Raw genomic sequence first — 25749 nt, 5'->3', positions numbered from 1 at the left:
ATATAGTATTCATCATAAGAATAAGCACTTTTTTACCATTGATTTTATTTTCCTTAATTGCAAACATATCGAAAAATCAACTATAAATCACTGTTTTAATGTTATTTTCGGCTGATTAACTGTGCATATTGTTTAAGGAAATCTATATCATGCAATTTAAACTGTCTCTTGTTGCAGCATCCCTTCTTGCGACGCTAACTCTTACTGGCTGTAACGACGATTCATCTTCAACGCCAACAGCACCAGATGTTGAAAATCCATCTCCTGAGACAGGCAACCCTGACACTGGTAAGCCAGATACAGGCAATCCAACACCAGTTACAACAGGTCAATTTATTGATGCTAAGGTACAGGGCTTAGATTACGTTATCGGTACGAAAGCAGCACAAACAGATGCAGAAGGTAACTACGAGTTAGGTGCAGAAAATGGCACTATTAGTTTCTATATCGGTGGCAAAGACGGTCTATTAATTGGTTCAGTTTCTGGTCGTGCAGTTACAACCCCATTTGAAGCAGCTGGTACCTACGAGCGCTCTATTAACCTTGCACGTTTACTACTAACCATTAACGAACACAATGATGATTCAACCATTATCATCCCTTCACTGATCAAAGATAACCCAAGTACTGATATTCAAGCTGCACTAGCGAAAATTACCTTGGATGATGGTTACTTTGAAAAATCAGTTGAAACACTATTAACCCTGCTAGATTCAAAAGCGCTTGTAGCTGCTGCTGATGCTCAAAAGCACATGCAAGCATCTTTAAACCCAGAACAATTACAACGTGGTTCTGATGAAGTATTAACACAATGGGCAAAAGGCTCTAACCAAATTATTATTCATCGTAGTGCCAACCTACGCGTTAAAAATAGCAGCGATGAAACATTTAAAACGGTTATTCATCAAGACCAACAAAACGGTAAGTACGTTGGTGGCTTAAGCTTAATGAACTACAAGTTGACTGATGATCAATTTATTATTCTTGCTGGTTCTAACGACTCAACCATCGAAAAAACAAGCACTTTACCAAGCTTTGTTTATGAGATGACTAATAAGGCGGAAGCTTATACTGAAAATGAAATGATGCCTTGGTCTGAAATTGAAACAATGGGCTCTCCATACGCTTGTATGACTGCAAAAAACTGTAGTGAGCGCTTATTAACTCAAGCTAACCTTGAATACATTGAGCGTCAAGATGGCGACCATAAACAAAAAGAAGCACAGTCAGGTACATACGATCCAGTAACTCAGGTTTACACTCAAATTCGCAGCAAAGAATACCTAGATGGTGATTACGCAGGACGAATCAGTGAATCCATCGAATTCTTCTATCCTGTAGCGGATGCAAAAACAGATCGCTTTGTTGACTTCACAGGAACATGGACCGCTAAAGAAACGCGTCCTGATTGTCATGATGTAGCAACATCTAACTTAACGTTTGGTGAGAATACAATCACACTAACAGGCCAAGAGTTTATAGGTAAATGCGATATTACTGATGGCATAAACGAAACGATCACATACGAAGACTTTGCAAAGATGGACTTCTGGTGGTTTGGTACCAACGATAAAGTATCTACAGCAACACTAGATCAGCTAAACACAACAGTACGTTGGAATGACAAAGATACTGGTGAGACAACCGATAACTTCAAGATCAACCGCTTTAGCTACATCCCAGCAGGTAAAGCATGGGATAAAGGCGTACTTGTTCGTGATACGTTAAGCGATAATGGTGCCAAAGTTGCTACTATTACGATGAAAAAATCGTAACAGCACCTAATAAAAAAGGCGACCAATGGGTCGCCTTTTTATTATCTAAACATCAAGCTATTAGCCTTTATAAATCTTCGGGTTAAACACGTCCCGTAACCAATCACCTAACAAGTTGATTACCAGTACTAATACCACCAGCAAAATACCGGGGAAGACAGTGATCCACCACGCGCCAGAGAAGATATATTTAAAGCCGATACTGATCAGTGAACCCAATGATGGCTGATCTACCGGTAAACCTAAGCCTAAGAATGACAAGGCCGCTTCTGACATAATGGCATTTGCCACCTGTACCGTTGAAATCACTAAGATCGGTGATAAACAGTTTGGCAGAATATGACGGAACATAATACGTGGCGCTCTAAAGCCCATGACTTTTGCCGCTTCAACATACTCTTTCTTTTTCTCGGCTAATACCGAAGCTCGCACTGTACGTGCATACTGAGGCCATTCAGCAATACCAATGATCATCACCAGCATGATCACCGCATATTGCGCATAGGTTTCAGCACCTAATGCGGTACGAAAAATCGCAGAAACGATGATCGCCACCATCATGGTCGAGAATGACAACTGCACGTCGGCAATACGCATCAAGAAACTATCAACACGGCCACCATAATAACCCGCAGTTAAGCCAATCACGATCCCCAGTGTCATTTGCAGTGCAACAGCAAGTAAACCAATCGTTAGTGATAAACGCGCACCATAAAGCATGGTCGATAAAATATCACGGCCTTGATCGTCGGTACCAAGTAAGAAATTCTCATCACCATCTTCCATCCATGATGGCGGTAACTCTGAATCCATAATATCTATCGACGCTAAATCATACGGATTACTCGGCGCTATAAACGGTGCAAACAATGCCGTGGTGGCAAACGTTAGAAAGACAGCGAAGCACACCATCGCCACTTTGTCTTTCTTAAAATAATACAAAATATCGGAGTTTTTAAAACGCTCCCAACGGCTTGGTGCAGCTAGTGTATTACTCATGACTTACTCTCCCTTGCCAGTCAGGTTTACAGTCGGGTTAACCAATCCATAGAGCAAATCGACGATGGTATTAGTTACAACAAAGATCAAGCCAACAAAAATCACGTAAGCTGTGATAAGTGGGGTATCAACACGGTTAATGGCATCTAAAAACAGTAATCCTGTGCCTGGCCATTGGAATACACTTTCAGTCAAAATGGTGTAAGCAATCATGGTACCGATCTGCACCCCGCCAACCGTTAATACCGGCAGCATGGTGTTTTTTAAGGCGTGTTGGTAGTAGACCTTTTTCATCGGTAGCCCTTTCGCTTTCGCAAACTTAATGTATTCAGAGCTCAACACTTCTAACATTTCAGAGCGCACTAAACGAATAAACAACGGCAACATAATCGACGCTAAGGCAACACATGGCAGCACAAGGTGCTTTAAGCCATCAAGGGTAAAGAACCCCGACTCCCAACCTAAATAGTTGGCGGTTTCACCTCGACCAAACGAAGGTAACCAACCTAGCTCAATAGAAAAGACGTACATCAACATAATGGCAGTTAAGAAAACGGGAATTGATATACCAATACTACTGAACGCCATAATGGCTTTGGTTAAGAAACTATTGGGATGAATCGCGGAGTACACGCCAAGCGGAATAGAGACCAAGACAATAATAATTGTGGCACCAAAAACTAACTCTAAGGTGGCAACTAACTTGTCTAAAATCACCTCTGTGGCAGGCTTTTTAAAGGTATAAGACGTGCCAAGATCGCCTTGTACCGCATTAGCTAAAAATCGGCTGTATTTGGTGATAAACGGATCGTTAAGTCCTAAATCATCACGTAATTGTTGTCGTTCTGCTTCTGATACAGATTGCCCCACCAACTCTCGTAATGGGTCGCCAAGGTTATCTTGGATGGCAAAGGCCACCAAACTGATCACAAACATCACTATCAGTGCCTGATACAGGCGCTTGACCAGAAACGTAAACATTCCCTGCCCCTTCTCTTTCTTCCTGAAAAAGTGCCGGAGCAAGCTCCGGCACTGTCGCTTTCGCTATAACATTACTTACTTTTCATCGACCACAAGATCGCCAAAGTAAGGCTGTTCCATTGGGTTAACAATATCGGCCGCGTGTACATTTGAACGCGCGCCCCATGCAAGGCTCTGCCAATGCAGTGGGACAAACGCCGCTTCGTTGTACAACGTCGCTTCTACCTTCTGTAGCATGACTTTACGTTTGGCTTGATCGGTTTCTACGTTCGCCGCTTCAATCAACTTATCGACTTCAGGGTTAGAGTAAAAACCACAGTTGTACTGACCTTGACCTGTTTCTTCATTACGCGTCATGGTTAGGAACTCTGTCATGTTCGCTGAATCTTCAGTATCGGCATGCCAACCAATCATCATCATGTCTGCCGCACACTTATCAAACTCAGGCCAATATTGCGCTTTTGGCATGGTCTTGAGATCGACTTTCACGCCAATTTTAGACAGCATCGCCGCTACCGCTTGCGCTACTTTTGCATCGTTCACATAACGGTTATTCGGTGCCATCATGGTTAATGTAAAACCGTCGGCATAGCCCGCTTCTTTCATTAATTCTTTGGCTTTTTTCACATCATAACGCGGTACTAAATCAGCATTGTAACCTTGGTATCCCACTGGGCTCTGTTGACCTGCCGTAGTCGCAAAGCCTTTCATGATTTTCTTCACAATGCCTTCGTTGTTAATCGCATGTACAATCGCTTGACGTACGCGCACATCTTTCAACGCTTCATTGCTGTTCTGGTTCATTTGGAACGTGATAATACGGGTACCCGGTAGTGTCACCAGATCAACATCTTTTGCTTCTTTCAAACGTTTATGATCATTAGGTGCAACGTGATCAATCATATCAACACCACCAGAAAGCAACGCTGCAAGACGTGTTGCATCTTCTTTGATAGGCAATAGTGTTAGCTTATCTACATTACCTTTTGACGCTTTATCCCAGTAATTTGCATTACGGGTAAATTCAACTTTTACCCCTTGCTCACGCTCTGTAACGATAAATGGACCGGTACCTGAAAGATTGGTAGAAGCAAATGAGTTACCGTGTTTCGCAATTTCCGCTTTATCTTTACCTTCAGCGGTTTTCCCTGTGTAGAACTTGCTGTCCATTGGGAAGATGTATGTCGCAGTTTGTAGTACCAGTGGATAGGTTCCTTTCGAGATCAACTCAACCGTGTAGTCATCCACTTTCTTCATTTCAGAATACGGGGCAAAGATCTTTTTAAAGTCTGCCGAATCTTGCAGGCGATTAAATGTCCATACCACATCGTCCGCCGTAAGTGGATTACCCGAATGGAATTTCACCCCTTGACGCAATTTGAAACGGAACGTGTGATCATCAACACGCTCCCAGCTTTCCGCTAGACGCGGCTCAAAATCCATATCTTGGGTAAAACGAACAAGAGGATCGAACACCATATGAGATAGCTGTAGCGTACCGCCTGATAACTGCTCATGCGGATCTAATGAAACAGGATCCGAAGCGTAACCCAGTTTGATTTCTGCAGCAGTAGCACTAAAACTTAACCCCGCGGCAATCAATGCTACGGCTAATTTGCTCTTGATGGTTTTCATTGCATAACTCCTTTATGCACGGGACCTCTCCCGCGAGTAATGTTTGTTGATGTGGACTAAGCGCGCTTTAATCCATTTTGACTAATCCCTTTAAATTCTGGCATTAGTGAAATTAAATGTTGGCTGTATTCATGTTGAGGATCGGTAAAAAGCTGTTCAGTTTTCGCCACTTCCAGCAAAGTACCTTTTTGCATCACCCCAATGCGATCACACATTTGACGGATCACGGGTAAGTCATGGCTGATAAACAGCATGGTTAAATTCAATTCGTCTTGCAGATCTTTAAGTAAATTCAAAATTTGTGCTTGAACAGACACATCCAGAGCTGATGTTGGCTCATCACAGATCAACAATCGTGGACGTGTTGCGAGAGCACGAGCAATAGAAATACGTTGACGTTGACCGCCTGAAAACTCGTGAGGATATTTCACCCCAGAGGCACGTCCTAATCCAACATGATCCAATAAATCATGCACAATTTGACGGGTTTGTGCTTCGTTCTCGGTTAATTTATGAAAACGGATAGGCTCTGCAATAATATCGAAAATACGCATCCGTGGATTCATCGAGGTATAGGGGTTTTGGAAGACCATCTGCATTTGACGACGGAAAGGACGACGGTCAGCTTCACTTTTCAGCGCCGTTAGATCCATTCCTTCAAATGTCACCCGACCTTCATTCGGCGGGTATAAACCAGCAATTACACGAGCAATGGTTGATTTACCAGAGCCAGATTCACCCACTAAGCCAAAGGTTTCACCTTCAAAGACTTGGAAACTGACATCATTATTGGCTTGAACATATTCCCGACGACTTTCAAAGAAAGAATCTTTGGTCACAAAGCGCAAACTCACGTTCTCTACATTCAACAATGGTCCTGAATAATCACGTTGCTCTTGGCGCTGCCCTAACCAATGATTTTTAACATCTAATGGCGGCGTTTCTTCTGCCGCTTCGATATAATTCACCAATGGAAAACGCTGTAATTTAATATCTGAACGTGGAACAGCTGAAATTAGGCTTTGAGTATATGGATGTTCTGGACGGTGTAAAACTTGCTCTGTGGTGCCGAGCTCGACTAAGTCACCGCGATACATTACTGCAACGCGATCAGTCACATTCGAGACAACGCCCATATCGTGAGTAACCAACATACAGCCGACGTTTTTCTCAACACACAACGCACGGATCAACGTCAAAATTTGATCTTGAATCGAAACATCTAACGCTGTTGTAGGCTCATCAGCAATGATTAAATCAGGCTCTCCTGCCAGCGCGATAGCAATCACGACACGTTGGCGCATACCGCCTGAAAACTGGTGAGGGTATTGCTTAATGCGCAATTCCGGTTGCGGAATACCCACCTGCTCCATTAACGTTAATGCACGTTTGTACGCTTCCTGCTGAGTGACTTGTAAATTGGTTACTATAGTTTCAGTGAGTTGTTGTTCAACCGTAAATAGCGGGTTTAGCGATGTCATTGGGTCTTGAAAAATAAACCCTATCTTAGCGCCACGTACCTGACGCATTTGCTCTGGCGTCAGCCCTGAAATTTTTGTCCCATCAAGATACACATCACCCTTAGCGATTTGTCCTGGTGGACTCAATAGATCAATCACCGCATTGCCGACGGTTGATTTACCCGCACCAGATTCACCCACTACGCCGACAATTTCACCGCGCTCAATAGAAAACGACAATGATTTCACCGCAGCATGCACCCCATGGCGGGATGGATATTCTATCCGAAGGTTTTTTACTTCTAATAAAGCCATGACCGACCTCAATTGCTTGGCAGATCCTGCCAATATAAAAACTTGAATCCTTTCCACACCAGAACATTCATCTATGGCATGTCGGCCTATCAATCTGTCAAATATTTTACACAAAAGCAACATTTCAAAGCAAAAAACTATAATAAATGTGAATTATCGAATAATTATTCACTTTTACTTATCGGCAAAACTATATCCACCTAAATATATTTTCAATGCAAAACACCCACAAAAACAGCGATATCATGCAAAATCATCAAAATAATCACTATTTCCTAAAAAAACAAAAGACAAGTTATGAATAATTTATCACTAACAACAACTACCACGATTTACATAATCACAACATCAACTGCTTTCATAAAAATACACAACAGTAACAACCAAAAATTTTAATTTACTAGATATATAAGTGGATAATTACAAATTTATTAAAATCTATCACCACATAAAATCAGATTGGCGACGAAGAAAACCTACGATTACGATACAGCTCCTTCATTAGGAACGATAAAAAGCGAAGCTCTAACATCAGGGAATCCTCCACCTCTCTGGCCCCAATCAACAACACTGAGCGACTTTTACTTTTCTATAGGCGAAAAAAAACCGCATCTTTCGATACGGTTTTCTTAATAGTGGTCGGTGAAGAGGGATTCGAACCCCCGACCCTCTGGTCCCAAACCAGATGCGCTACCAAACTGCGCTATTCACCGACAATGTTTTAGGCTTTTAATGCCAAGGCTTCTTAATAAGATAACCTAAATAATGGGGTGGCTAACGAGACTTGAACTCGCGACAACCGGAATCACAATCCGGGACTCTACCAACTGAGCTATAGCCACCATTATAAGTGGTCGGTGAAGAGGGATTCGAACCCCCGACCCTCTGGTCCCAAACCAGATGCGCTACCAAACTGCGCTATTCACCGACTTAATTCTGTGTGCTTGAATAAACAAGCGGGCTTTAAAAAAGCCAGAAAGCTGACGTATCAACTCTCTATAATATGGGGTGGCTAACGAGGCTTGAACTCGCGACAACCGGAATCACAATCCGGGACTCTACCAACTGAGCTATAGCCACCAATGTATTACCTTCCGCCAATACGACCATTTAAATGGTGCGCCCGAAAGGATTCGAACCTTCGGCCTTTGGCTCCGGAGGCCAACGCTCTATCCAGCTGAGCTACGGGCGCCTTGCCCTATCGACGGGGGTGAATATTACGGATCAGAACGCCTCTCGGCAAGTGTTTTTTTTTATTTTTCTTTCGCTCGCTGATTTTATGCTCAAATAACTATTGATTCGTATCATACAAATACAGCGCACAAGTTTGATCCTACAGCACAACCCGATATACTAACAAATATGCAACAATATAATCATTTAAAAACATTAACCGTTCAATTTCAACATTAGCTGCGCGTAAAGATAACAACAACTAAAAATACAATTGGGAAGTATAAGGTGAACGCCATGGATTTTTCTTTTCGACAATTTTTATTCGCTGCTGTAGTCGCATTCACCATTGCAGCTCCCACAGTTGCTGACGACATGACAGATGAAGCTATTGCTGAACGCATTAAACCTGTAGGTTCATTACATCTTGAAGGTGAAGCCCCTATTGTAGAAGTCGCAGTAGCTCCACGTAATGGTGATGCCGTTTATAATACTTTTTGTGCTTCTTGTCATACTTCTGGTGTCATGGGGGCGCCAAAGAAAGACGATGCGGGTGATTGGTCTGCTCGTATTGCCCAAGGTAAAGATGTGTTAGCCGATCATGCTATTAATGGCTTTAATGCTATGCCTGCAAAAGGGGCCTGTATGGATTGTAGTGATGAAGAAATTGTTGCCGCAATTAATTATATGATTGCTGGCTTATAATTTTTCTCAACCATAAATTTCTCAATCATAAATAAAGAGGGTGAGCATTATTAATGCTCACCCTCTTTTTATATGGCCGCTATTTTGTAGGGTTACTTTTTAAACATCGCGCGAATATTAGCAATATGCGCTTGCCCTTTGTTCATCCGCTCTTCAGCAGAAACAGGTTTGCGCTCACTTTCCCACTCCAAATCATCTTGTGGTAATTCGTACAAGAATCGACTTGGCTCTGGTTTGATTAGCTCGCCATACTGACGACGCTCTTTACATAAAGTAAAGGTTAGTTCGCGCTGTGCTCGCGTGATCCCTACATATGCAAGGCGACGTTCTTCATCAACGTTTTCTTCATCAATGCTGGTTTGGTGCGGCAAGATCCCCTCTTCTGTCCCCACTAAGAACACATAAGGAAACTCCAGCCCTTTAGAGGCGTGCAACGTCATAAGTTGTACTTGATCAGCATCGTCATCATCATCCCCTCGTTCCATCATGTCGCGTAGGGTTAAACGTTGCACCACTTCTTTTAAGGTTTTCTCTTCATTATCATAGTTATCACCTTCTAAATCAGCGGTGATCCAACTATATAAATCAGAGACGTTTTTCATTCGCATCTCAGCAGCTTTTGGGCTTGGTGAGGTTTCGTATAGCCAATCTTCGTAATGAATATCACGCACTAATTGACGCACAGCCGCCACCGTATCACCGCGTTCAGCATTATCTGCTAATTGATTAACCCAATGGGTAAAGCGTTGCAGTGATTCTAAACCTCGACCTGATAGGTGTTGCTCTAACCCCATCTCAAAACTCGCGGCAAACAAGCTTTTGCCACGCATGTTAGCGTATGTCCCAAGCTTCTCGAGTGTCACTGGGCCGATTTCTCGACGTGGTGTATTGACGATACGTAAAAATGCGTTGTCATCATCGAGGTTAGTCAGTAGACGTAAGTACGCCATGATGTCTTTGATTTCAGAACGTGAGAAAAATGATGTGCCACCTGAAATTTTATAAGGAATACGGTTTTGCATCAGCGACTTTTCAAACAAGCGTGACTGATGGTTACCTCGATACAAGATCGCATAATCTTTATAAGCGGTGTTATTCATAAAGCGATGAGCAATGAGTTCACCAATCACTTTTTCTGCTTCATGCTCTTCATTTTTCGCTGTGATCACTTTAAGCATCGCGCCATCAGGGATCTCAGAGAAAAGGGCTTTTTCAAATAAGTGGGGGTTATTAGCGATCAAAATATTCGCTGTTCGCAAAATACGGCTGGTCGAACGGTAATTTTGCTCGAGTTTGATCACTTTTAAACTAGGGAAATCTTTATTCAGCAAGCCTAGATTTTCTGGCTGCGCTCCACGCCATGAGTAAATAGACTGATCGTCATCACCAACCACAGTAAAGCGCGCACGCTCACCTACCAATAGTTTTACAAATAAGTATTGGCTAGTATTGGTATCTTGATACTCATCCACCAGCAAGTAACGAATACGGTTCTGCCAATGTTTACGCACTTCGGCGTTATCTCGCAGCAACAAAACAGGCAGTAAAATCAAATCATCAAAATCTAATGCGTTATAGGCTTTCATTTGACGCTGGTACATTTCATAGCAATGTGCAAACAATTGATCGCGCTCACTACGGGCGTGTGCTGCCGCATCGGCTGGCGATAACATGTCATTTTTCCAATTAGAAATAGAGGACATTAATTGCTTTAATAAATCTTTATCGCCTTCAAGCTCATCTTCGGTGAGCTCTTTGAGAAGCGCCATTTGGTCTTGATCATCAAACAGTGAAAAACTGGCTTTTAAACCTAAATGCTTATATTCACGACGAATGATATTCAAACCTAAAGTATGAAAGGTAGAAACCATCAACCCTTTCGATTCTTGACGTCCTAATGTTTGCCCTACACGCTCTTTCATTTCACGTGCCGCTTTATTAGTAAAAGTCAACGCGGCAATATTGCGTGCTTTGTAATCACACTGCTGTACTAAATAAGCAATTTTATTAGTGATCACACGGGTTTTACCAGAGCCTGCACCAGCAAGTACTAAGCATGGCCCAGAAACGTATTTTACTGCTTCTGTTTGCCTTGGGTTCAGTTTCATTCGTTATCCTGACGCTCGTTTAAAAAGGTGCATATACATTCACTTTAAACTTGAGTTTTATTCATATAGAAAATACTAAAACTCAGACCAATCACAAAAAATCATACGTAATGATTAACAATCCCCTAAAGGTATAAATAGTAATTTCTACGTGACTCCATGGTAGAAACTCTATTTTATGCCAAAAATAACCGTTCTGTGTTTAAACGGTTATCATAGGTTACAAAATGGTAAATAGTGGTTACTCTATTGTAAATCCATATATTTGGATATTTACGCTCGGTTATATTGCTTAAAATTAGGAGATTTCATGCGGAAAATCGCAAAAATGGCCATGGTTGTCAGTATGGCACTATGGGTAACAGCTTGTGATCAGAATGCGGCAGAAAATACTGCGCAACAAGCAGCAAAAAGTATCCCCGTCGGTACTATTGCCATTACATCTCACCCACAAGAAATCCGCGTGGAATTACCCGGTCGAAGCAAAGCTTATTTAGAAGCAGAAGTTCGTCCTCAAGTTTCTGGCATTATCACAAACCGTGGTTTTACCGAAGGTAGTGATGTAAAGAAAGGCCAATCACTCTATAACATTGACTCTGCAACTTATAATGCCGCTTACTTAAGTGCTAAAGCAGAACTTGCCAAGGCACAAGCAACGTTAGAATCAGCAAAAGCATTAGCTATTCGTAGTAAAAAGCTAGTAGAACGCGGTGCTTTCAGCAAACAAACTAACGATGATAACCAAGCTGCCTATAAAGTTGCTATCGCAGGACTTGAAGTAGCAAAAGCAAACGTCAATACAGCCAAAATCAATTTGGATTATACCAAAGTTAAAGCCCCAATTTCAGGTCGTATTGGTCAATCTTCTGTAACTCCTGGCGCATTAGTTAATGCAGGGCAAGCTCAAGTACTTGCAACTATTCAGCAGTTAGATCCCATTAATGTCGATATTGCTCAATCTAGTGCGCAATTACTCCGTTTAAAAGCGGCATTAAAGCAAGGTGAACTCCAAGCTAGCCAGAATGCTGATGTTGAACTTATCCTAGAAGATGGTTCGGTTTATCCTCATCACGGCGTATTACAGTTTTCTGAAGTCAACGTTGATCCTAATACAGGCTCTGTCACATTACGCGCTGAATTCCCAAATCCAGACGGTATCTTACTTCCGGGTATGTATGTTCGCGCAGTGCTAAACACAGGTACCGATCCTAAAGCTATCATGGTTCCACAAAAAGCCGTTACCCGTAATAGTAAAGGCGAAGCAACGGTCATGGTTGTTAATGCCGAAAACAAAGTGGAATCTCGCCTTGTAACTACAGCACAAGTGATTGATAACCAATGGCGTATCACCAAAGGCTTAAAAGATGGTGACCAAGTCATTGTTGATGGCTTACAAAAAGTTCGCCCAGGTGCTTTGGTTCAACCGACCATAGCCGATAACACACAACCACAAAAGTAGAGATAAGATATGGCTCGTTTCTTTATCGATCGCCCTATTTTTGCTTGGGTGATCGCAATTATCGTGATGCTTGCGGGGGTACTGTCAATTCTCAAATTGCCAGTGTCGCAGTATCCGAGTATTGCACCACCTACGGTGGTGATCAGCGCTAGCTACCCTGGCGCAAACGCAAAAACTATGGAAGATACCGTTACTCAGGTTATCGAACAACGTATGACAGGTATCGATAACCTGCGCTATTTATCCTCCACCAGTGATAGCTTTGGTAATACTCAAATTACCCTCACCTTTAATGCTGAAGCGGATCCTGATATCGCTCAGGTACAGGTGCAGAACAAACTGCAATCAGCCCTTCCTCTGTTACCAATGGAAGTGCAACAACAAGGTGTGAAGGTAAACAAAGCAAGCTCATCATTCTTGATGGTTGTTGGTTTCTATTCTGAAGATGGCTCAATGGATAAAAACGATATTTCGGACTATATCAGTTCGAATGTTGCCGATCCTATGAGTCGTGTTCCGGGTGTGGGTGAAATCACCACTTTCGGTGCACAATATGCGATGCGTATCTGGCTAGATCCTTTAAAACTGACCAAATATAACCTTACCAGTATTGATGTTATTTCGGCAATTAAAGAGCAGAATGCACAGATCTCGGCAGGTCAACTTGGTGCATCTCCTTCTCTGCCAGGCCAAGAGCTTAACGCGACAGTTTCCGCACAAAGCCGCTTACAAACACCAGAAGAATTTAAAAACATTATTGTTAAATCTGACTCTTCTGGCGCAACAGTCCACCTTAGTGATGTTGCACGAGTTGAATTAGGGGCTGAAAGTTATTCAGTTCAAGTACTTTACAACGGAAAACCTGCTAGTGGTTTAGGTATAAAACTCGCTACAGGGGCTAATGCACTTGCGACAGCAGAAGCGGTAAAAGCGAAAGTTGAAGAGCTAAAACCTTTCTTTCCTGAAGGTTTAACCGCGGTTTACCCGTACGATACTACGCCATTCGTTGAAAAATCGATTGAAGGGGTTGTTCATACACTGTTTGAGGCGGTGGCACTGGTGTTTATCATCATGTACCTGTTCTTACAGAACTTCCGTGCAACCTTGATCCCAACTATTGCGGTTCCGGTTGTACTATTAGGTACCTTTGCGGTGCTGTCTCTGGCGGGATACTCCATCAATACTTTAACCATGTTCGCGATGGTGCTTGCCATCGGCTTGCTGGTTGATGATGCTATCGTGGTGGTAGAAAACGTTGAACGTGTGATGCATGAAGAAGGCTTAAATGCCGTTGAAGCAACACGTAAGTCGATGGATCAGATCACGGGCGCACTGGTCGGTATTGCCTTAACCCTCTCTGCTGTATTTGTTCCTATGGCATTTATGTCAGGCTCAACAGGGGTTATTTACCGTCAGTTCTCAATAACCATTGTTACCGCCATGGCACTCTCAGTCTTGGTGGCCGTGATTTTGACCCCTGCCTTGTGTGCAACCATGCTAAAACCGGTAGAGCACGGAGAGAAGAAAGGCTTCTTTGGTTGGTTTAACCGCACCTTTGATAACTTAACCAAGCGCTATGAATCAAGTGTTGCGGCGATGATTAAGCGCTCTATTCGCGTGATGTTTATCTTCCTTGGCCTAACCGTTGCTGTCGGTTGGATCTTCATGCGTATGCCAACCTCGTTCTTACCTGATGAAGATCAGGGTATCTTGTTTAGTCAGGCTATCTTGCCGGTGAACTCTACCCAAGAGCAAACCCAAGAAGTGATGGATAAGGTCTCTGATTACTACCTAAATCAAGAAAAAGAGACTGTCGCTAGTGTATTAAGTATATCAGGCTTTAGTTTTGCTGGTAGTGGTCAAAATATGGGTATGGCCTTTGTTGGATTAAAAGATTGGTCTGATCGCCAATTGCCAGGGATGGATGTGAAATCTATCGTTAACCGTTCAATGGCCTATTTCCAGACAATAAAGAACGCAATGGTGTTCTCATTTGCACCACCTGCGGTCATTGAATTAGGTACAGCGAGTGGTTTTGACTTCTACCTCCAAGATAGAAGTGGTCAAGGACACGATAAACTGATCGCAGCGCGTAACCAGTTGTTAGGTCTAGCGGCACAAAACCCAAATCTTGTTGGGGTACGTCCTAACGGGCAAGAAGATGCACCGATGTACCAAATCAATATTGATCAAGCCAAAATTCGTGCTCTCGGTATTGATATTCAATCAGTAAATAAAGTATTAGGTACCGCTTGGGGTAGCTCATATGTGAATGACTTCATCGACCGTGGACGCGTGAAAAAAGTGTTCGTACAAGGTGATGCACAATACCGTATGAAACCAACGGATTTAGATACTTGGTATGTCCGTAACAACAAAGGTGAAATGGTACCATTCTCCGCATTTGCGACGGGCGAATGGAAATACGCATCACCTCGACTTGAGCGTTTCAATGCGACACCTGCGGTCAACATTCAAGGTAGCGTGGTCCCGGGTTACAGTACAGGTCAGGCAATGCTTGATATTGAAGAGATGGTAAAACAATTACCACCGGGCTTTGGTATCGAATGGAATGCTTTATCTTATGAAGAGCGACTATCAGGTAACCAAGCACCAATGCTGTATGCGTTGTCTATCTTAGTCGTATTCCTAGTACTTGCTGCACTTTATGAGAGTTGGTCAGTTCCTTTTGCCGTAATCTTAGTGGTACCGTTAGGTATTATCGGTGCACTACTGGCAATGAACGCTCGTGGTATGCCTAACGATGTATTTTTCCAAGTAGGTCTATTAACCACCGTTGGCTTGGCAACTAAGAACGCCATCTTGATTGTCGAATTTGCTAAGGAGTACTACGAAAAAGGCGCTGGACTGGTTGAAGCAACACTGCACGCTGTTCGTGTACGTCTGCGGCCGATTATCATGACATCTCTGGCATTTGGTCTCGGTGTTGTGCCATTGGCAATCAGTACTGGTGTAGGCTCTGGTGGTAAGAATGCGATTGGTACTGCGGTACTTGGCGGTATGTTAAGTTCGACATTCCTTGGGATTTTCTTTATTCCAATATTCTTTGTGGTGGTTGAGCGTATTTTCAGCCGCGGCAAAAAGAAAAATACCGACAATAAAGAGCAAGTAGCCGAGTAATACTTCCTCCGAAAAATAAATTAGCGCATGCCTTTGGGTGTGCGTTTTTTTACCCCTAACTTCCTCTAATAGCAACACCTATAACATCTAACAAATAAGTTCAAAGCCACCATTCGCCTAGCATATAACTTAAACTGAATAATCAATGAATATTGTGCAAAAGCCATATTAAAAACTTGCGTATCAAGGGTGACTATCTACAATAATGAACGAGCGTTCATTCATTGCACCCCCAAATATGATTACCACTATGAATGAGAAAAAAGTACGTATATTGGCAGCGACAGAAAAGCTACTTGCTGAATTTGGTTTTCACGGCCTTTCAATGCAAATGGTGGCTAAAGAAGCCAATGTTGCAGCAGGAACTATTTATCGTTACTTCAACGATAAAGACGACTTACTCAACCAATTACATGATCATATTTTAAGTTATATCGCCGCTCAAATTAGTAACAATGTTGTCGATACCATGCCAATTAAGCAGCGTTATCGCACCATGTGGCTTAATTTATGGCATATGACACTAAATGGTGATGCCCCATTGATCATTCGGGGTCAGTTCCAAAATCTGCCTTGTCGCAGTAGACAAGAGCAGAAGCACTTAAGCCAAAAATTATTTTCTTCCGTAGCAACTATGTTTAATGAAGGAAAAACCTGCGGCTTATTTAAAAATATTGATAACGAGGTTCTGAGTGTTTTGAGCCTTGAGACGAGTTGTAACCTAGCTCGACGTCAAATCAATGGTGGTTTACAGATCAACGATGACGAACTTGAAGCAGTAATCAATGCTTCGTGGGACGCCATCATTCTGCATTAATAGCGTAAAACCGGAGCAAACTTTACAATGAAAAAATGGATAGTCGTGTTACTTCTTGTCCTCCTGTTATTCGGGAGCGTCATTGGTTTCAACTTGTTCAAACAGAAAAAAATCGCGGAGTACATGGCAAATATGCCAGAGCCCAATTATCCAGTTACGGCGATGACAACAAAAGGAGAGAACTGGTATCCAGCCATTCAAGCGATTGGTTTTATTGAACCAGTACAAGGTGTAACATTAACTTCTGAAGCCTCAGGTGTGATCAGCAAAATTGCATTTGAATCAGGTCAGCATGTTAAAGCCGGTCAAGAGTTAGTATCAATTAACTCTAATGTAGAAGTCTCTAGCCTAGAAAGTACTAAAGCGAAATTACCGGCAGTAGAGGCTACCTACAAGCGCTACCAAGATCTATATCGTAAAGGCTCGGTATCTAAATCAAACCTTGATGAAGCAAAAGCTAATTACCTTGCACTTGTCTCACAGATCAAATCGTTAGAAGAATCAATCCAACGCCGTGATATCGTGGCACCCTTTACTGGTGAAGTTGGCTTACGTAATGTTTACTTAGGTCAGTACATTCAACCGGGTACGCAAATTGTTCGCCTTGAAGATACCCGTACCATGCGTTTTCGCTTTACGGTTCCTCAAACAGATATTTCTAAGATCAAAATTGGTCAAGAAGTAGATATCAATGTCGATGCTTACCAAGATATTAACTTCAAGGGTCAAATCACAGCGATTGAGCCGGCAGTAAATGCCCAGACAGGTCTAATCCAAGTTCAAGCAGATATTCCAAACAGTGGCGGTAAATTACGTAGCGGTATGTTTGCTCGTGCACGCGTGATCTTACCAACCATTCCCGATCAAATTATCGTCCCACAAACTGCGATTACTTACACCTTATACGGTGACACGGTATACGTACTAAAAGAACAAGACGGTAAATTACGTGCAATTCAAACAGTGATAACCACAGGTCAAAATCATGGTAATCAAGTGCGAATCCTTTCTGGTATTAAAGCTGGCGAGCAAATTGTTACTACAGGTCAAATCCGTTTAAGTAATAAGACGCTAGTACATATCGTTGAAAATGATGCACTCAAAGCTCCAGCCGTAACCCCACTGTTGTAATTGGAGAACACTCAGTATGCGCTTTACTGATATATTTATCAGACGCCCAGTCCTCGCAATTTCGATCAGTTTAATGATCGCATTGCTCGGATTTCAGGCGATTTTCAAAATGCAGGTTCGACAGTATCCAGAAATGACCAACACCGTAGTAACCGTAAGCACAGCTTACTACGGTGCAAGTGCCGATCTGATGCAGGGCTTTATTACTCAGCCCTTAGAACAAGCCATTGCCCAAGCCGATAATATTGACTACATCACCGCCCAAAGTACCTTGGGGATGTCGACAATTACGGTACAAATGAAACTGAATACCAACCCCAATGCAGCCTTGGCTGACATTTTGGCGAAGGTAAACTCAGTACGTTCACAACTACCTACAGAAACCCAAGATCCAACGATCACCTTATCAACAGGTGGTGATACCGGTGTGCTTTACTTAGGTTTCACCAGTAAGAGCTTAAACTCGAGTCAAATCACTGACTACATTGAGCGAGTGGTTAAACCACAGTTATTTACCGTTAACGGTGTGTCTAAAGTCGATATGTACGGTGGTGTTCCTTACGCCTTACGTGTTTGGTTAGATCCACAAAAGATGGCGGCATTTAACCTATCAGCTGCCGATGTTATTCAAGTACTCAAAGCCAATAACTACCAATCTGCTGTTGGTCAGGTTAATAACGACTTTGTACTTTATAACGGCAGCGCTAACACGCAATCAAATAGTCCTGAAACACTAGAAAAGTTAGTTGTTACTAGTAAAGATGGTCAAGTCACTCGCTTAGGTGACATTGCTAAAGTAACGTTATCAAGAAGCAGTGACAGCTACCGTGCGACAGCAAATGGTCAAGAAGCCGTAGTCGCCGCTATCCAAGCAGCGCCGAGTGCAAACCCAATTGATATTGCATCCGATGTGCTAAAACTACTGCCAACCATTGAACGTAATATGCCAAGCACCATCAAAATGACGGTGATGTACGATTCAACGATTGCGATTAACGACTCGATTCATGAGGTGATTAAAACCATCCTTGAAGCAGCCGTGATTGTATTAGTGGTGATAGCCCTATTTATCGGTTCACTACGCTCGGTACTGATCCCAATCATCACGATCCCGCTATCACTTGTTGGTGTCGCCCTCGTGATGCAAATGTTTGGTTTTTCTTGGAACCTCATGACACTACTGGCCATGGTACTCGCCATCGGACTGGTGGTGGATGACGCCATCGTTGTTCTTGAAAACGTTGAGCGTCACATGAAAATGGGACAAAGCCCTTTCCGTGCTGCCATTATTGGTACCCGTGAAATTGCCGTTCCGGTTATTTCGATGACTATCGCCCTAGGCGCGGTATACGCACCTATCGCATTAATGGGTGGCTTAACAGGCTCGCTGTTTAAAGAGTTTGCATTAACACTCGCGGGCGCCGTATTTATTTCAGGGATCATCGCACTAACATTATCGCCGGTAATGTGTGCCCACTTCCTGAAAGAAAACGCAGCGCCAAATAAATTTGAACAAACAGTGCATCGCTTCCTTGATCGCCTCACCCTACGCTATGAAAAAATGCTAGGTGGCATCATGAAGATGCGTTCAGTCGTGATTGTATTTGCAATTTGTGCATTTGCGAGCTTACCGTTCTTATTCAAGTTCATTCCAAGTGAACTGGCACCAGCTGAAGATAATGGTGTGGTGGTATTCCAAGGTAATGCGCCATCAAACGCAAACTTGGATTACATTGAAGACACCATGAACCAAGTTAACAAGGTGCTAACCGATCAAAAGAGCGTAGAGTATGCACAGGTATTCTCCGGTATCCCTGCATCTAACCAAGCCTTTGGTCTAGCGACCTTGAAACCTTGGAGTCAGCGCGACCAAAGCCAAGCCGAAGTGGCAAATGAGGTTGCTAAGAAAATCAAAGACATTCCTCAAATGTCAGTGGCTGCGTTCCAAATGCCAAGCTTGCCTGGTGCTGGCGGTGGTTTCCCTGTGCAGTTCGTGATCACCACGCCGAATAACTTTAAAAGTTTGTTCCAAGTGGCATCTGATATGCTGACTAAGGTGAAAGACAACCCGATGTTCGTCTACTCAGATCTTAACTTGAAGTACGACTCGGCAGATATGAAAATCAATATCAACAAAGACAAAGCAGGTGCTTATGGTGTGACGATGCAATCAATCGGTAACACATTAAGTACCATGTTAGCCGGCGGTGATATTAACCGTGTTGATATCTTAGGTCGTTCATACAAGGTGATCCCACAGGTTGAGCGTAAGAATCGTTTCAATCCAAATGATTTAAACAACTATTATGTGAAAACCAATACTGGTGATCTGATCCCACTAGGTAGCTTAGTAACCATCACGGTGAAATCAACCCCACCAACGTTACCAAGCTTTAACCAGCAAAACGCAGCAACCATCAGTGGCGTATTAGCCCCTGGCACATCCATTGGTGAAGCGGTAAGTTGGTTAAATACCGAAGCAGCGAAAGTTCTCCCTAAAGGTTATAGCTACAACTACCTTGGTGAGAGCCGTCAGTACGTAACAGAAGGTAATGCACTATACGCAACCTTCGGTTTAGCATTGGCTGTTATCTTCCTAGTACTTGCGATTCAATTTGAATCACTTCGCGATCCGCTGGTTATTCTTGTGTCAGTTCCACTTGCTATTTGTGGTGCGTTAATCGCACTGGCATGGGGAGCGACAACCTTGAATATCTACTCACAAATCGGTTTGATAACCTTGATAGGTTTGATAACCAAACACGGCATCTTGATCTGTGAAGTAGCAAAAGAAGAACAGTTATACCATGGTAAGAATCGCTTAGAAGCGGTCATGGAAGCCGCGAAGATACGTCTTCGTCCAATCCTAATGACCACATGTGCGATGATTGCAGGCTTGGTTCCACTACTTTACGCATCAGGCGCAGGTGCAGCCTCTCGCTTTAGTATTGGTATCGTTATCGTGGCAGGTCTTTCTATCGGTACATTGTTTACCTTGTTTGTTCTGCCAGTTATCTATACATTCCTCGCAAGCGAACACAAACCGCTACCTGTATTCGTTGAAGATGACGATGCAACAGATAGCCATTTCTAAGTAATAAATAAATGAAAAAGGGCGCTGGAACTTCCGCGCCCTTTTATTTTAGCTAGTACGACGATTACAATAGAAGAATAACGATTCTCGCAACGGAGTAAGCGAATCATGTTTGATCCAAAGAAGCTTGAGCAAGTAGCTAAGCAAATTCAAGACGCAATGCCACAGCCAGTAAAAGAGCTCGGCAATGACGTTGAGCAAAAAGTACGACAAGTGATCCAAGCGCAATTGGGTAAATTAGATGTCGTGAACCGTGAAGAATTTGATGTGCAAACTCAGGTTCTCCTTCGTACTCGACAGAAGCTTAATGAACTTGAGCAAAAAATGGCAGAGCTTGAAGCAAAACTTGATGCTGAAGCGAAAAGCGATAACGCTTAATTTGAAAATTCCGACATTAAAAAGCCCGGTATAAACCGGGCTTTTTTCTATTTAATCAACGCTAAAATTAACCGCCAACAGCAATTTGCTTCATGTCTTTCATGTAACCACGTAGCTCTTTACCAATCACTTCTACTGGGTGATTACGCAGCGCTTCATTCACTTCAATTAACTTCTGGTTATCAGCAAAGTTAGATGTCTCACCTAGTCCTTTACCAATCACATCCGTCGCTACTTTTGGCATGAACTGCTCACGAAGTAGAGGTGTTGCCACATTTGCAAATAGGTAGTTACCGTATTCTGCGGTATCAGAGATCACTACGTTCATTTCATATAAACGCTTACGTGCAATAGTATTTGCGATAAGTGGTAGTTCGTGTAGCGACTCGTAGTATGCTGACTCATCAATGATGCCTGATGCCGTCATTGCTTCAAATGCCAGCTCAACACCTGCACGTACCATAGCAACCATCAAGATGCCGTTATCAAAGTACTCTTGCTCACTGATTTGAATATCAGAAGATGGGTAGTTTTCGAATTGTGTTTCAGCGGTCTCACCACGCCAGCCAAGAAGATCAGCATCATCGTTCGCCCAGTCAGCCATCATAGTGCTAGAGAAGTGACCAGAGATAATGTCATCCATGTGCTTGTTGTAAAGTGGACGCATCAGATCTTTTAGCTCTTCCGATAGGTCAAACGCTTTTACTTTAGCTGGGTTTGATAGACGATCCATCATATGAGATACACCACCAAACTTCAGCGCTTCAGTGATTGTTTCCCAACCGTACTGCAGAAGTTTACCTGCGTATTCTGGTGCGATGCCATCAGCAATCATCTTCTCGTAACATACGATAGAACCTGCTTGTAGCATGCCACACAGGATCGTCTGCTCACCCATTAGATCAGATTTTACTTCAGCAACAAATGATGACTCAAGTACGCCCGCACGGTGACCACCTGTTGCTGCCGCCCATGCTTTAGCAATCTCAAGACCATCACCTTGTGGGTCATTTTCTGGGTGAACGGCAATCAGTGTTGGCACACCGAAACCACGCTTATATTCTTCACGAACTTCTGTACCTGGACACTTAGGTGCAACCATAACAACGGTTAAGTCTTTACGAATTTGCATGCCCTCTTCAACGATGTTGAAACCGTGTGAGTAACCAAGAGATGCACCTTGCTTCATTAATGGCATAACCGTTTCAACCACATTCGTGTGCTGCTTATCAGGTGTTAGGTTTACCACTAAATCAGCTTGTGGGATCAGTTGCTCGTAGCTACCTACTTCAAACCCATTTTCTTTTGCATTCTTAAATGATTGACGTTGCTCATCAATCGCCGCTTGGCGTAGCGCATAAGAGACATCTAGACCTGAGTCACGCATATTTAGGCCTTGGTTTAGACCTTGCGCACCACAACCAACAATCACCACTTTCTTACCTTTAAGGTAATCAGCTTCTGTTGCGAATTCCGCACGATCCATAAAACGACAACGACCTAGTTGATCTAACTGCTGACGTAGGTTCAGGGTATTAAAATAATTAGCCATAACAACAAACTCCGTGAAAAAATAAATCCTTTAGTCGACATATTATTGTCGAATAACCTGATAGTAGATCAGGTAATTTGTTGCGCAAAGTGCTATATTCACAACAACTAATTGCAAATTGTGCAACATGGATGATGAATATTAAAAATCTGCAACTATTTATTCACCTTTGTGAGTCCCATAACTTTAGCCAAACAGCACAAGCCATGCATATCAGCCCTTCGGCATTAAGTCGCGTTATTCAGCGTCTCGAAGAGGAGTTAAGCCAAACCTTATTTATGCGTGATAATCGCAGTGTTGAATTAACGCTAGCTGGAAAGAAATTGCTTCCCGTCGCATCTTTAATTGTGAGTAATTGGTTCGAATTAAAAAGTGAATTACAGGAAGATCATTCTCAGCTACAAGGGAAATTAACCCTCTTCTGTTCGGTGACGGCAAGCTATAGCCACCTTCCTAATATCTTAAATAAGTTTCGCGTCATTTATCCCCATATCGAAATTCAACTTCAAACAGGGGATCCTGCCCTCGCAATAGAGAAAGTCCTATCCGGTGATGTCGACATCGCTATTGCTGCTAAACCAGACACCCTACCGTCTAAATTAACTTACATCGAAGTTGATCAAATCCAGATGTCGTTGATTGGGCCATTAATCTCATCACCCACATTACAAAAAAGCTTAACTTATGATCCAGATTGGAAATCTTTATCTTTTATACTGCCAGAATCTGGACCTGCGCGAACCCGTGCTGATAAATGGTTCAAGAAAAAGAAAATAACACCCTCTATTTATGCCCAAATATCAGGCCATGAAGCCATTGTTAGTATGGTTGCGCTTGGCTGTGGTGTAGGCATAGCGCCCGATGTTGTTATTAACAACAGTCCTGTTAGTGATAAAGTACAACGGTTTAACACAGAATCAATAGAGCCGATGAGTTTAGGTTTATGTTGTAAACAGTCCCGTGAGCAAGAGCCTCTATTGCATGCTTTACTACAGCTTTTTAATGATAGCTATGTAGATAACTTACTTTAGCTCGTTTTATTAGTGCATTTTTCAAGGAACAACAGTAGTGCCTAGTCCAATATTAACGCATTCATATTGTGCTGATTTTTATGCTGATCATGGTTATCAATTTCTAAAAAAACTCTCACAAGAATATGTTCTCCCTAATAATCTTGTGATTTTTTCTGTCATGCATTGCTATGAAGGCTCTTTACCCTATATTAACGTTCTTGCCGAGCTCGCAGACAAACTTATATTCATTCCCAAAGATGCCACTGTAGGCGCAAACCCAGAACTTCTCGCAACGATAAAGAAAATCCCACGTTGTCATGTTGTTTCGACTCACAATAATAAAGCTCATTTAAAAAATATTGAGTATTGTGAGATGTTTATCCGCCAACATATTACTCCTGACACTCCTTTCCTTATTCTTGATCACGGTGGATATTTCTCGTCCTCTATTACACATATTTGCGACACCTTCAAAGAACAATGCATTGGTATTACTGAGTTAACCGCGAATGGCTTACAAAAATATCTTAATAAATCAATTTCAAAGCCTCTTGTTACGGTTTCCCATCTGAGTATCAAAGCGCCAGCAGATTTTGAAGCTTCTGAATGTATTGTTCACTATTCCGATCAAATATTACGAGAAGAATTTGGCCTTAAAATTAATAATTCAGGCTTTCTAAAAACTGGCGTAATCGGAGCGGGAAACCTTGGCCGCGGTGTGATAAAACATCTCAGATCAAAAGGTATTACCAATATTCATGTTACTGATATCGACCCAAGAAGATTAACTCAGTTTCCTCGTGACGGCATTCAAGCTTGCTCAATCAAATATTTAGTCGAACATTGTAATATGTTGTTTTGTTGCACAGGCAATCAATCAATTACACCTGAGATGATTGATGCACTTTCACAACCAATGTTTATCAGCACAGTTACCTCTGCTGATGATGAACTTCATTTGCCTGATTTATTACAACAAGGTGTACTCACCGAAGTGAAAACCAATAATTTAACCAAAGAATATAAAACACGTCATGGGTACAGCGTGTATCTCTTTGCGGGGGGGGAATCAGCAAATACGCCTTTTAAAACAGGGATGGGTGATCCAACTCTGTATTTATTTGAAGCGGCTCATATGCTTGCAGGATTAAAGCTCATTAAAGATGCCACGCAATTTAAACCAGGTATTCAATCATTATGTGAAGATGACGAAATAATGATAGCTGAACGTTGGCTACGTCACTTTTATCACTATCAATGATCATCATATTAAGCCTCACTTTATCGTGGGGCTTTCTTTATGTGGGAATTTACAATCATACAGACGTAAAAAAGCCTCGTCATTTCTGACGAGGCTTTCTTGAAGATGGCAGGGGTGGAGAGATTCGAACTCCCAACACGCGGATTTGGAATCCGCTGCTCTGCCAATTGGAGCTACACCCCTGTAGTTATTTTAAAGACTTAACTGTGTCTAAATAAAGTGGCGGAGCGGACGGGACTCGAACCCGCGACCCCCGGCGTGACAGGCCGGTATTCTAACCAACTGAACTACCGCTCCACACGGAGATAAAACTTTCGTTTTATCCGATATCCGTAGTTCAAAACGAATATCTTAACTTTTTGTCTTCACTTTTTGTAAAAGTAAAAACGAATTAGAAGCCTGGCGATGTCCTACTCTCACATGGGGAGACCCCACACTACCATCGGCGCTATTACGTTTCACTACTGAGTTCGGCATGGGATCAGGTGGGTCCATAACGCTATGGTCGCCAAGCAAATTTGGTTTTATTTATTGTCATCGACAATAAATAGCAATCTGGGAAAGTTAACTAGTGTTCTCTACACGTTCAAGTGTACTTGGAGTCCGCGTTTCTCTTGACGAGATAAAAACCCCTTGGGTGTTGTATGGTTAAGCCTCACGGGCAATTAGTATCGGTTAGCTCAATGCCTCGCAGCACTTACACACCCGACCTATCAACGTTGTAGTCTTCAACAACCCTTTAGAGACCTTAA

16 protein-coding genes, 7 tRNA genes and 2 rRNA genes are annotated in these 25749 nt (G+C 42.6%); 10 read left to right on the top strand and 15 right to left on the bottom strand.

Annotated elements, in window-relative coordinates:
- Positions 1-149 precede the first annotated feature (149 nt).
- Positions 150-1775: a chromosome partitioning protein ParA gene (locus tag C9J38_RS19595; RefSeq protein ID WP_107208558.1), complete on the top strand. Its 1626-nt coding sequence runs from the start codon at positions 150-152 to the stop codon at positions 1773-1775.
- 60 nt (positions 1776-1835) lie between these two features.
- Here the strand turns inward: C9J38_RS19595 and C9J38_RS19590 are convergent, their stop codons facing one another.
- The 9 genes from C9J38_RS19590 to C9J38_RS19550 form a co-directional block, all read right to left on the bottom strand.
- A complete protein-coding gene (locus tag C9J38_RS19590; protein ID WP_006647518.1) occupies positions 1836-2774 on the bottom strand; it encodes an ABC transporter permease in 939 nt (312 codons plus the stop codon).
- A gap of 3 nt (positions 2775-2777) precedes the next feature.
- Positions 2778-3755, bottom strand: a complete 978-nt coding sequence (locus C9J38_RS19585) for an ABC transporter permease (RefSeq protein ID WP_005372184.1) — start codon at positions 3753-3755, stop codon at positions 2778-2780.
- A 75-nt stretch (positions 3756-3830) separates the two neighbouring features.
- A complete protein-coding gene (locus C9J38_RS19580) occupies positions 3831-5390 on the bottom strand; it encodes an ABC transporter substrate-binding protein (RefSeq protein WP_107208557.1) in 1560 nt (519 codons plus the stop codon).
- Positions 5391-5446: 56 nt separating this feature from the next.
- Entirely contained in the window at positions 5447-7165 is a 1719-nt protein-coding gene (locus C9J38_RS19575; protein ID WP_107208556.1) for an ABC transporter ATP-binding protein, read from the bottom strand.
- 636 nt (positions 7166-7801) lie between these two features.
- A tRNA-Pro gene (locus C9J38_RS19570) sits at positions 7802-7878 on the bottom strand.
- A 53-nt stretch (positions 7879-7931) separates the two neighbouring features.
- Positions 7932-8007, bottom strand: a tRNA-His gene (locus C9J38_RS19565).
- 9 nt (positions 8008-8016) lie between these two features.
- Positions 8017-8093, bottom strand: a tRNA-Pro gene (locus tag C9J38_RS19560).
- A gap of 76 nt (positions 8094-8169) precedes the next feature.
- Positions 8170-8245, bottom strand: a tRNA-His gene (locus C9J38_RS19555).
- Positions 8246-8280: 35 nt separating this feature from the next.
- Positions 8281-8357: transfer RNA gene (locus C9J38_RS19550), tRNA-Arg, on the bottom strand.
- A 278-nt stretch (positions 8358-8635) separates the two neighbouring features.
- Between C9J38_RS19550 and C9J38_RS19545 the strand changes: the two genes are divergently transcribed.
- Positions 8636-9043, top strand: a complete 408-nt coding sequence (locus C9J38_RS19545) for a cytochrome c5 family protein (RefSeq protein ID WP_107208555.1) — start codon at positions 8636-8638, stop codon at positions 9041-9043.
- Between the two features lie 92 nt (positions 9044-9135).
- Here C9J38_RS19545 and rep read toward each other — a convergent pair whose 3' ends face one another.
- Entirely contained in the window at positions 9136-11151 is a 2016-nt protein-coding gene (rep, locus tag C9J38_RS19540) for a DNA helicase Rep (RefSeq protein WP_107208554.1), read from the bottom strand.
- Positions 11152-11461: 310 nt separating this feature from the next.
- On the opposite strand from rep, the gene C9J38_RS19535 reads away from it, so the two are divergent.
- From C9J38_RS19535 to C9J38_RS19510, 6 genes are all read left to right on the top strand, one after another.
- Positions 11462-12610: an efflux RND transporter periplasmic adaptor subunit gene (locus tag C9J38_RS19535; protein WP_107208553.1), complete on the top strand. Its 1149-nt coding sequence runs from the start codon at positions 11462-11464 to the stop codon at positions 12608-12610.
- 9 nt (positions 12611-12619) lie between these two features.
- Positions 12620-15751: an efflux RND transporter permease subunit gene (locus C9J38_RS19530; RefSeq protein WP_107208552.1), complete on the top strand. Its 3132-nt coding sequence runs from the start codon at positions 12620-12622 to the stop codon at positions 15749-15751.
- Positions 15752-15956: 205 nt separating this feature from the next.
- Entirely contained in the window at positions 15957-16568 is a 612-nt protein-coding gene (locus tag C9J38_RS19525) for a TetR/AcrR family transcriptional regulator (RefSeq protein ID WP_107208551.1), read from the top strand.
- Between the two features lie 27 nt (positions 16569-16595).
- Complete coding sequence (locus tag C9J38_RS19520; protein ID WP_107208550.1) at positions 16596-17699, top strand: efflux RND transporter periplasmic adaptor subunit; 1104 nt, start codon at positions 16596-16598, stop codon at positions 17697-17699.
- 16 nt (positions 17700-17715) lie between these two features.
- Complete coding sequence (locus C9J38_RS19515; protein ID WP_107208549.1) at positions 17716-20793, top strand: multidrug efflux RND transporter permease subunit; 3078 nt, start codon at positions 17716-17718, stop codon at positions 20791-20793.
- A gap of 108 nt (positions 20794-20901) precedes the next feature.
- Entirely contained in the window at positions 20902-21171 is a 270-nt protein-coding gene (locus tag C9J38_RS19510; RefSeq protein WP_107208548.1) for an accessory factor UbiK family protein, read from the top strand.
- 67 nt (positions 21172-21238) lie between these two features.
- On the opposite strand, the gene ilvC is transcribed toward C9J38_RS19510, so the two are convergent.
- On the bottom strand, positions 21239-22723 hold the full coding sequence (ilvC, locus tag C9J38_RS19505) for a ketol-acid reductoisomerase (RefSeq protein WP_005372215.1): 1485 nt from the start codon (positions 22721-22723) through the stop codon (positions 21239-21241).
- Positions 22724-22857: 134 nt separating this feature from the next.
- Here ilvC and ilvY point away from each other — a divergent pair, with 134 nt between their 5' ends.
- A complete protein-coding gene (ilvY, locus tag C9J38_RS19500; protein WP_107208575.1) occupies positions 22858-23754 on the top strand; it encodes an HTH-type transcriptional activator IlvY in 897 nt (298 codons plus the stop codon).
- Positions 23755-23791: 37 nt separating this feature from the next.
- On the top strand, positions 23792-24997 hold the full coding sequence (locus tag C9J38_RS19495; RefSeq protein ID WP_107208547.1) for an NAD(P)-binding domain-containing protein: 1206 nt from the start codon (positions 23792-23794) through the stop codon (positions 24995-24997).
- Positions 24998-25103: 106 nt separating this feature from the next.
- Here the strand turns inward: C9J38_RS19495 and C9J38_RS19490 are convergent.
- The 4 genes from C9J38_RS19490 to C9J38_RS19475 all read right to left on the bottom strand — a co-directional run.
- Positions 25104-25180, bottom strand: a tRNA-Trp gene (locus tag C9J38_RS19490).
- 37 nt (positions 25181-25217) lie between these two features.
- Positions 25218-25294 (bottom strand) — tRNA-Asp (locus C9J38_RS19485).
- A gap of 100 nt (positions 25295-25394) precedes the next feature.
- A 5S ribosomal RNA gene (gene rrf / locus C9J38_RS19480) occupies positions 25395-25510 on the bottom strand.
- A 131-nt stretch (positions 25511-25641) separates the two neighbouring features.
- Positions 25642-25749: ribosomal RNA gene (locus C9J38_RS19475) — 23S ribosomal RNA — on the bottom strand; the annotation flags it as partial.

Source organism: Photobacterium sp. GB-210 (assembly GCF_003026075.1).
Lineage (GTDB): Bacteria > Pseudomonadota > Gammaproteobacteria > Enterobacterales > Vibrionaceae > Photobacterium.
The sequence above is the reverse complement of the archived record's forward strand: the minus strand, read 5'-3'. Positions and strand labels throughout refer to the sequence as shown.

Excerpts from the sequence above, each read along its gene's own strand:
- C9J38_RS19595 (WP_107208558.1), top strand. The coding sequence starts at position 150 with ATGCAATTTAAACTGTCTCTTGTTGCAGCATCCCTTCTTGCGACGCTA.
- C9J38_RS19590 (WP_006647518.1), bottom strand. The coding sequence starts at position 2,774 with ATGAGTAATACACTAGCTGCACCAAGCCGTTGGGAGCGTTTTAAAAAC.
- C9J38_RS19585 (WP_005372184.1), bottom strand. The coding sequence starts at position 3,755 with ATGTTTACGTTTCTGGTCAAGCGCCTGTATCAGGCACTGATAGTGATG.
- C9J38_RS19580 (WP_107208557.1), bottom strand. The coding sequence starts at position 5,390 with ATGAAAACCATCAAGAGCAAATTAGCCGTAGCATTGATTGCCGCGGGG.
- C9J38_RS19575 (WP_107208556.1), bottom strand. The coding sequence starts at position 7,165 with ATGGCTTTATTAGAAGTAAAAAACCTTCGGATAGAATATCCATCCCGC.
- C9J38_RS19545 (WP_107208555.1), top strand. The coding sequence starts at position 8,636 with ATGGATTTTTCTTTTCGACAATTTTTATTCGCTGCTGTAGTCGCATTC.
- rep (WP_107208554.1), bottom strand. The coding sequence starts at position 11,151 with ATGAAACTGAACCCAAGGCAAACAGAAGCAGTAAAATACGTTTCTGGG.
- C9J38_RS19535 (WP_107208553.1), top strand. The coding sequence starts at position 11,462 with ATGCGGAAAATCGCAAAAATGGCCATGGTTGTCAGTATGGCACTATGG.
- C9J38_RS19530 (WP_107208552.1), top strand. The coding sequence starts at position 12,620 with ATGGCTCGTTTCTTTATCGATCGCCCTATTTTTGCTTGGGTGATCGCA.
- C9J38_RS19525 (WP_107208551.1), top strand. The coding sequence starts at position 15,957 with ATGAACGAGCGTTCATTCATTGCACCCCCAAATATGATTACCACTATG.
- C9J38_RS19520 (WP_107208550.1), top strand. The coding sequence starts at position 16,596 with ATGAAAAAATGGATAGTCGTGTTACTTCTTGTCCTCCTGTTATTCGGG.
- C9J38_RS19515 (WP_107208549.1), top strand. The coding sequence starts at position 17,716 with ATGCGCTTTACTGATATATTTATCAGACGCCCAGTCCTCGCAATTTCG.
- C9J38_RS19510 (WP_107208548.1), top strand. The coding sequence starts at position 20,902 with ATGTTTGATCCAAAGAAGCTTGAGCAAGTAGCTAAGCAAATTCAAGAC.
- ilvC (WP_005372215.1), bottom strand. The coding sequence starts at position 22,723 with ATGGCTAATTATTTTAATACCCTGAACCTACGTCAGCAGTTAGATCAA.
- ilvY (WP_107208575.1), top strand. The coding sequence starts at position 22,858 with ATGAATATTAAAAATCTGCAACTATTTATTCACCTTTGTGAGTCCCAT.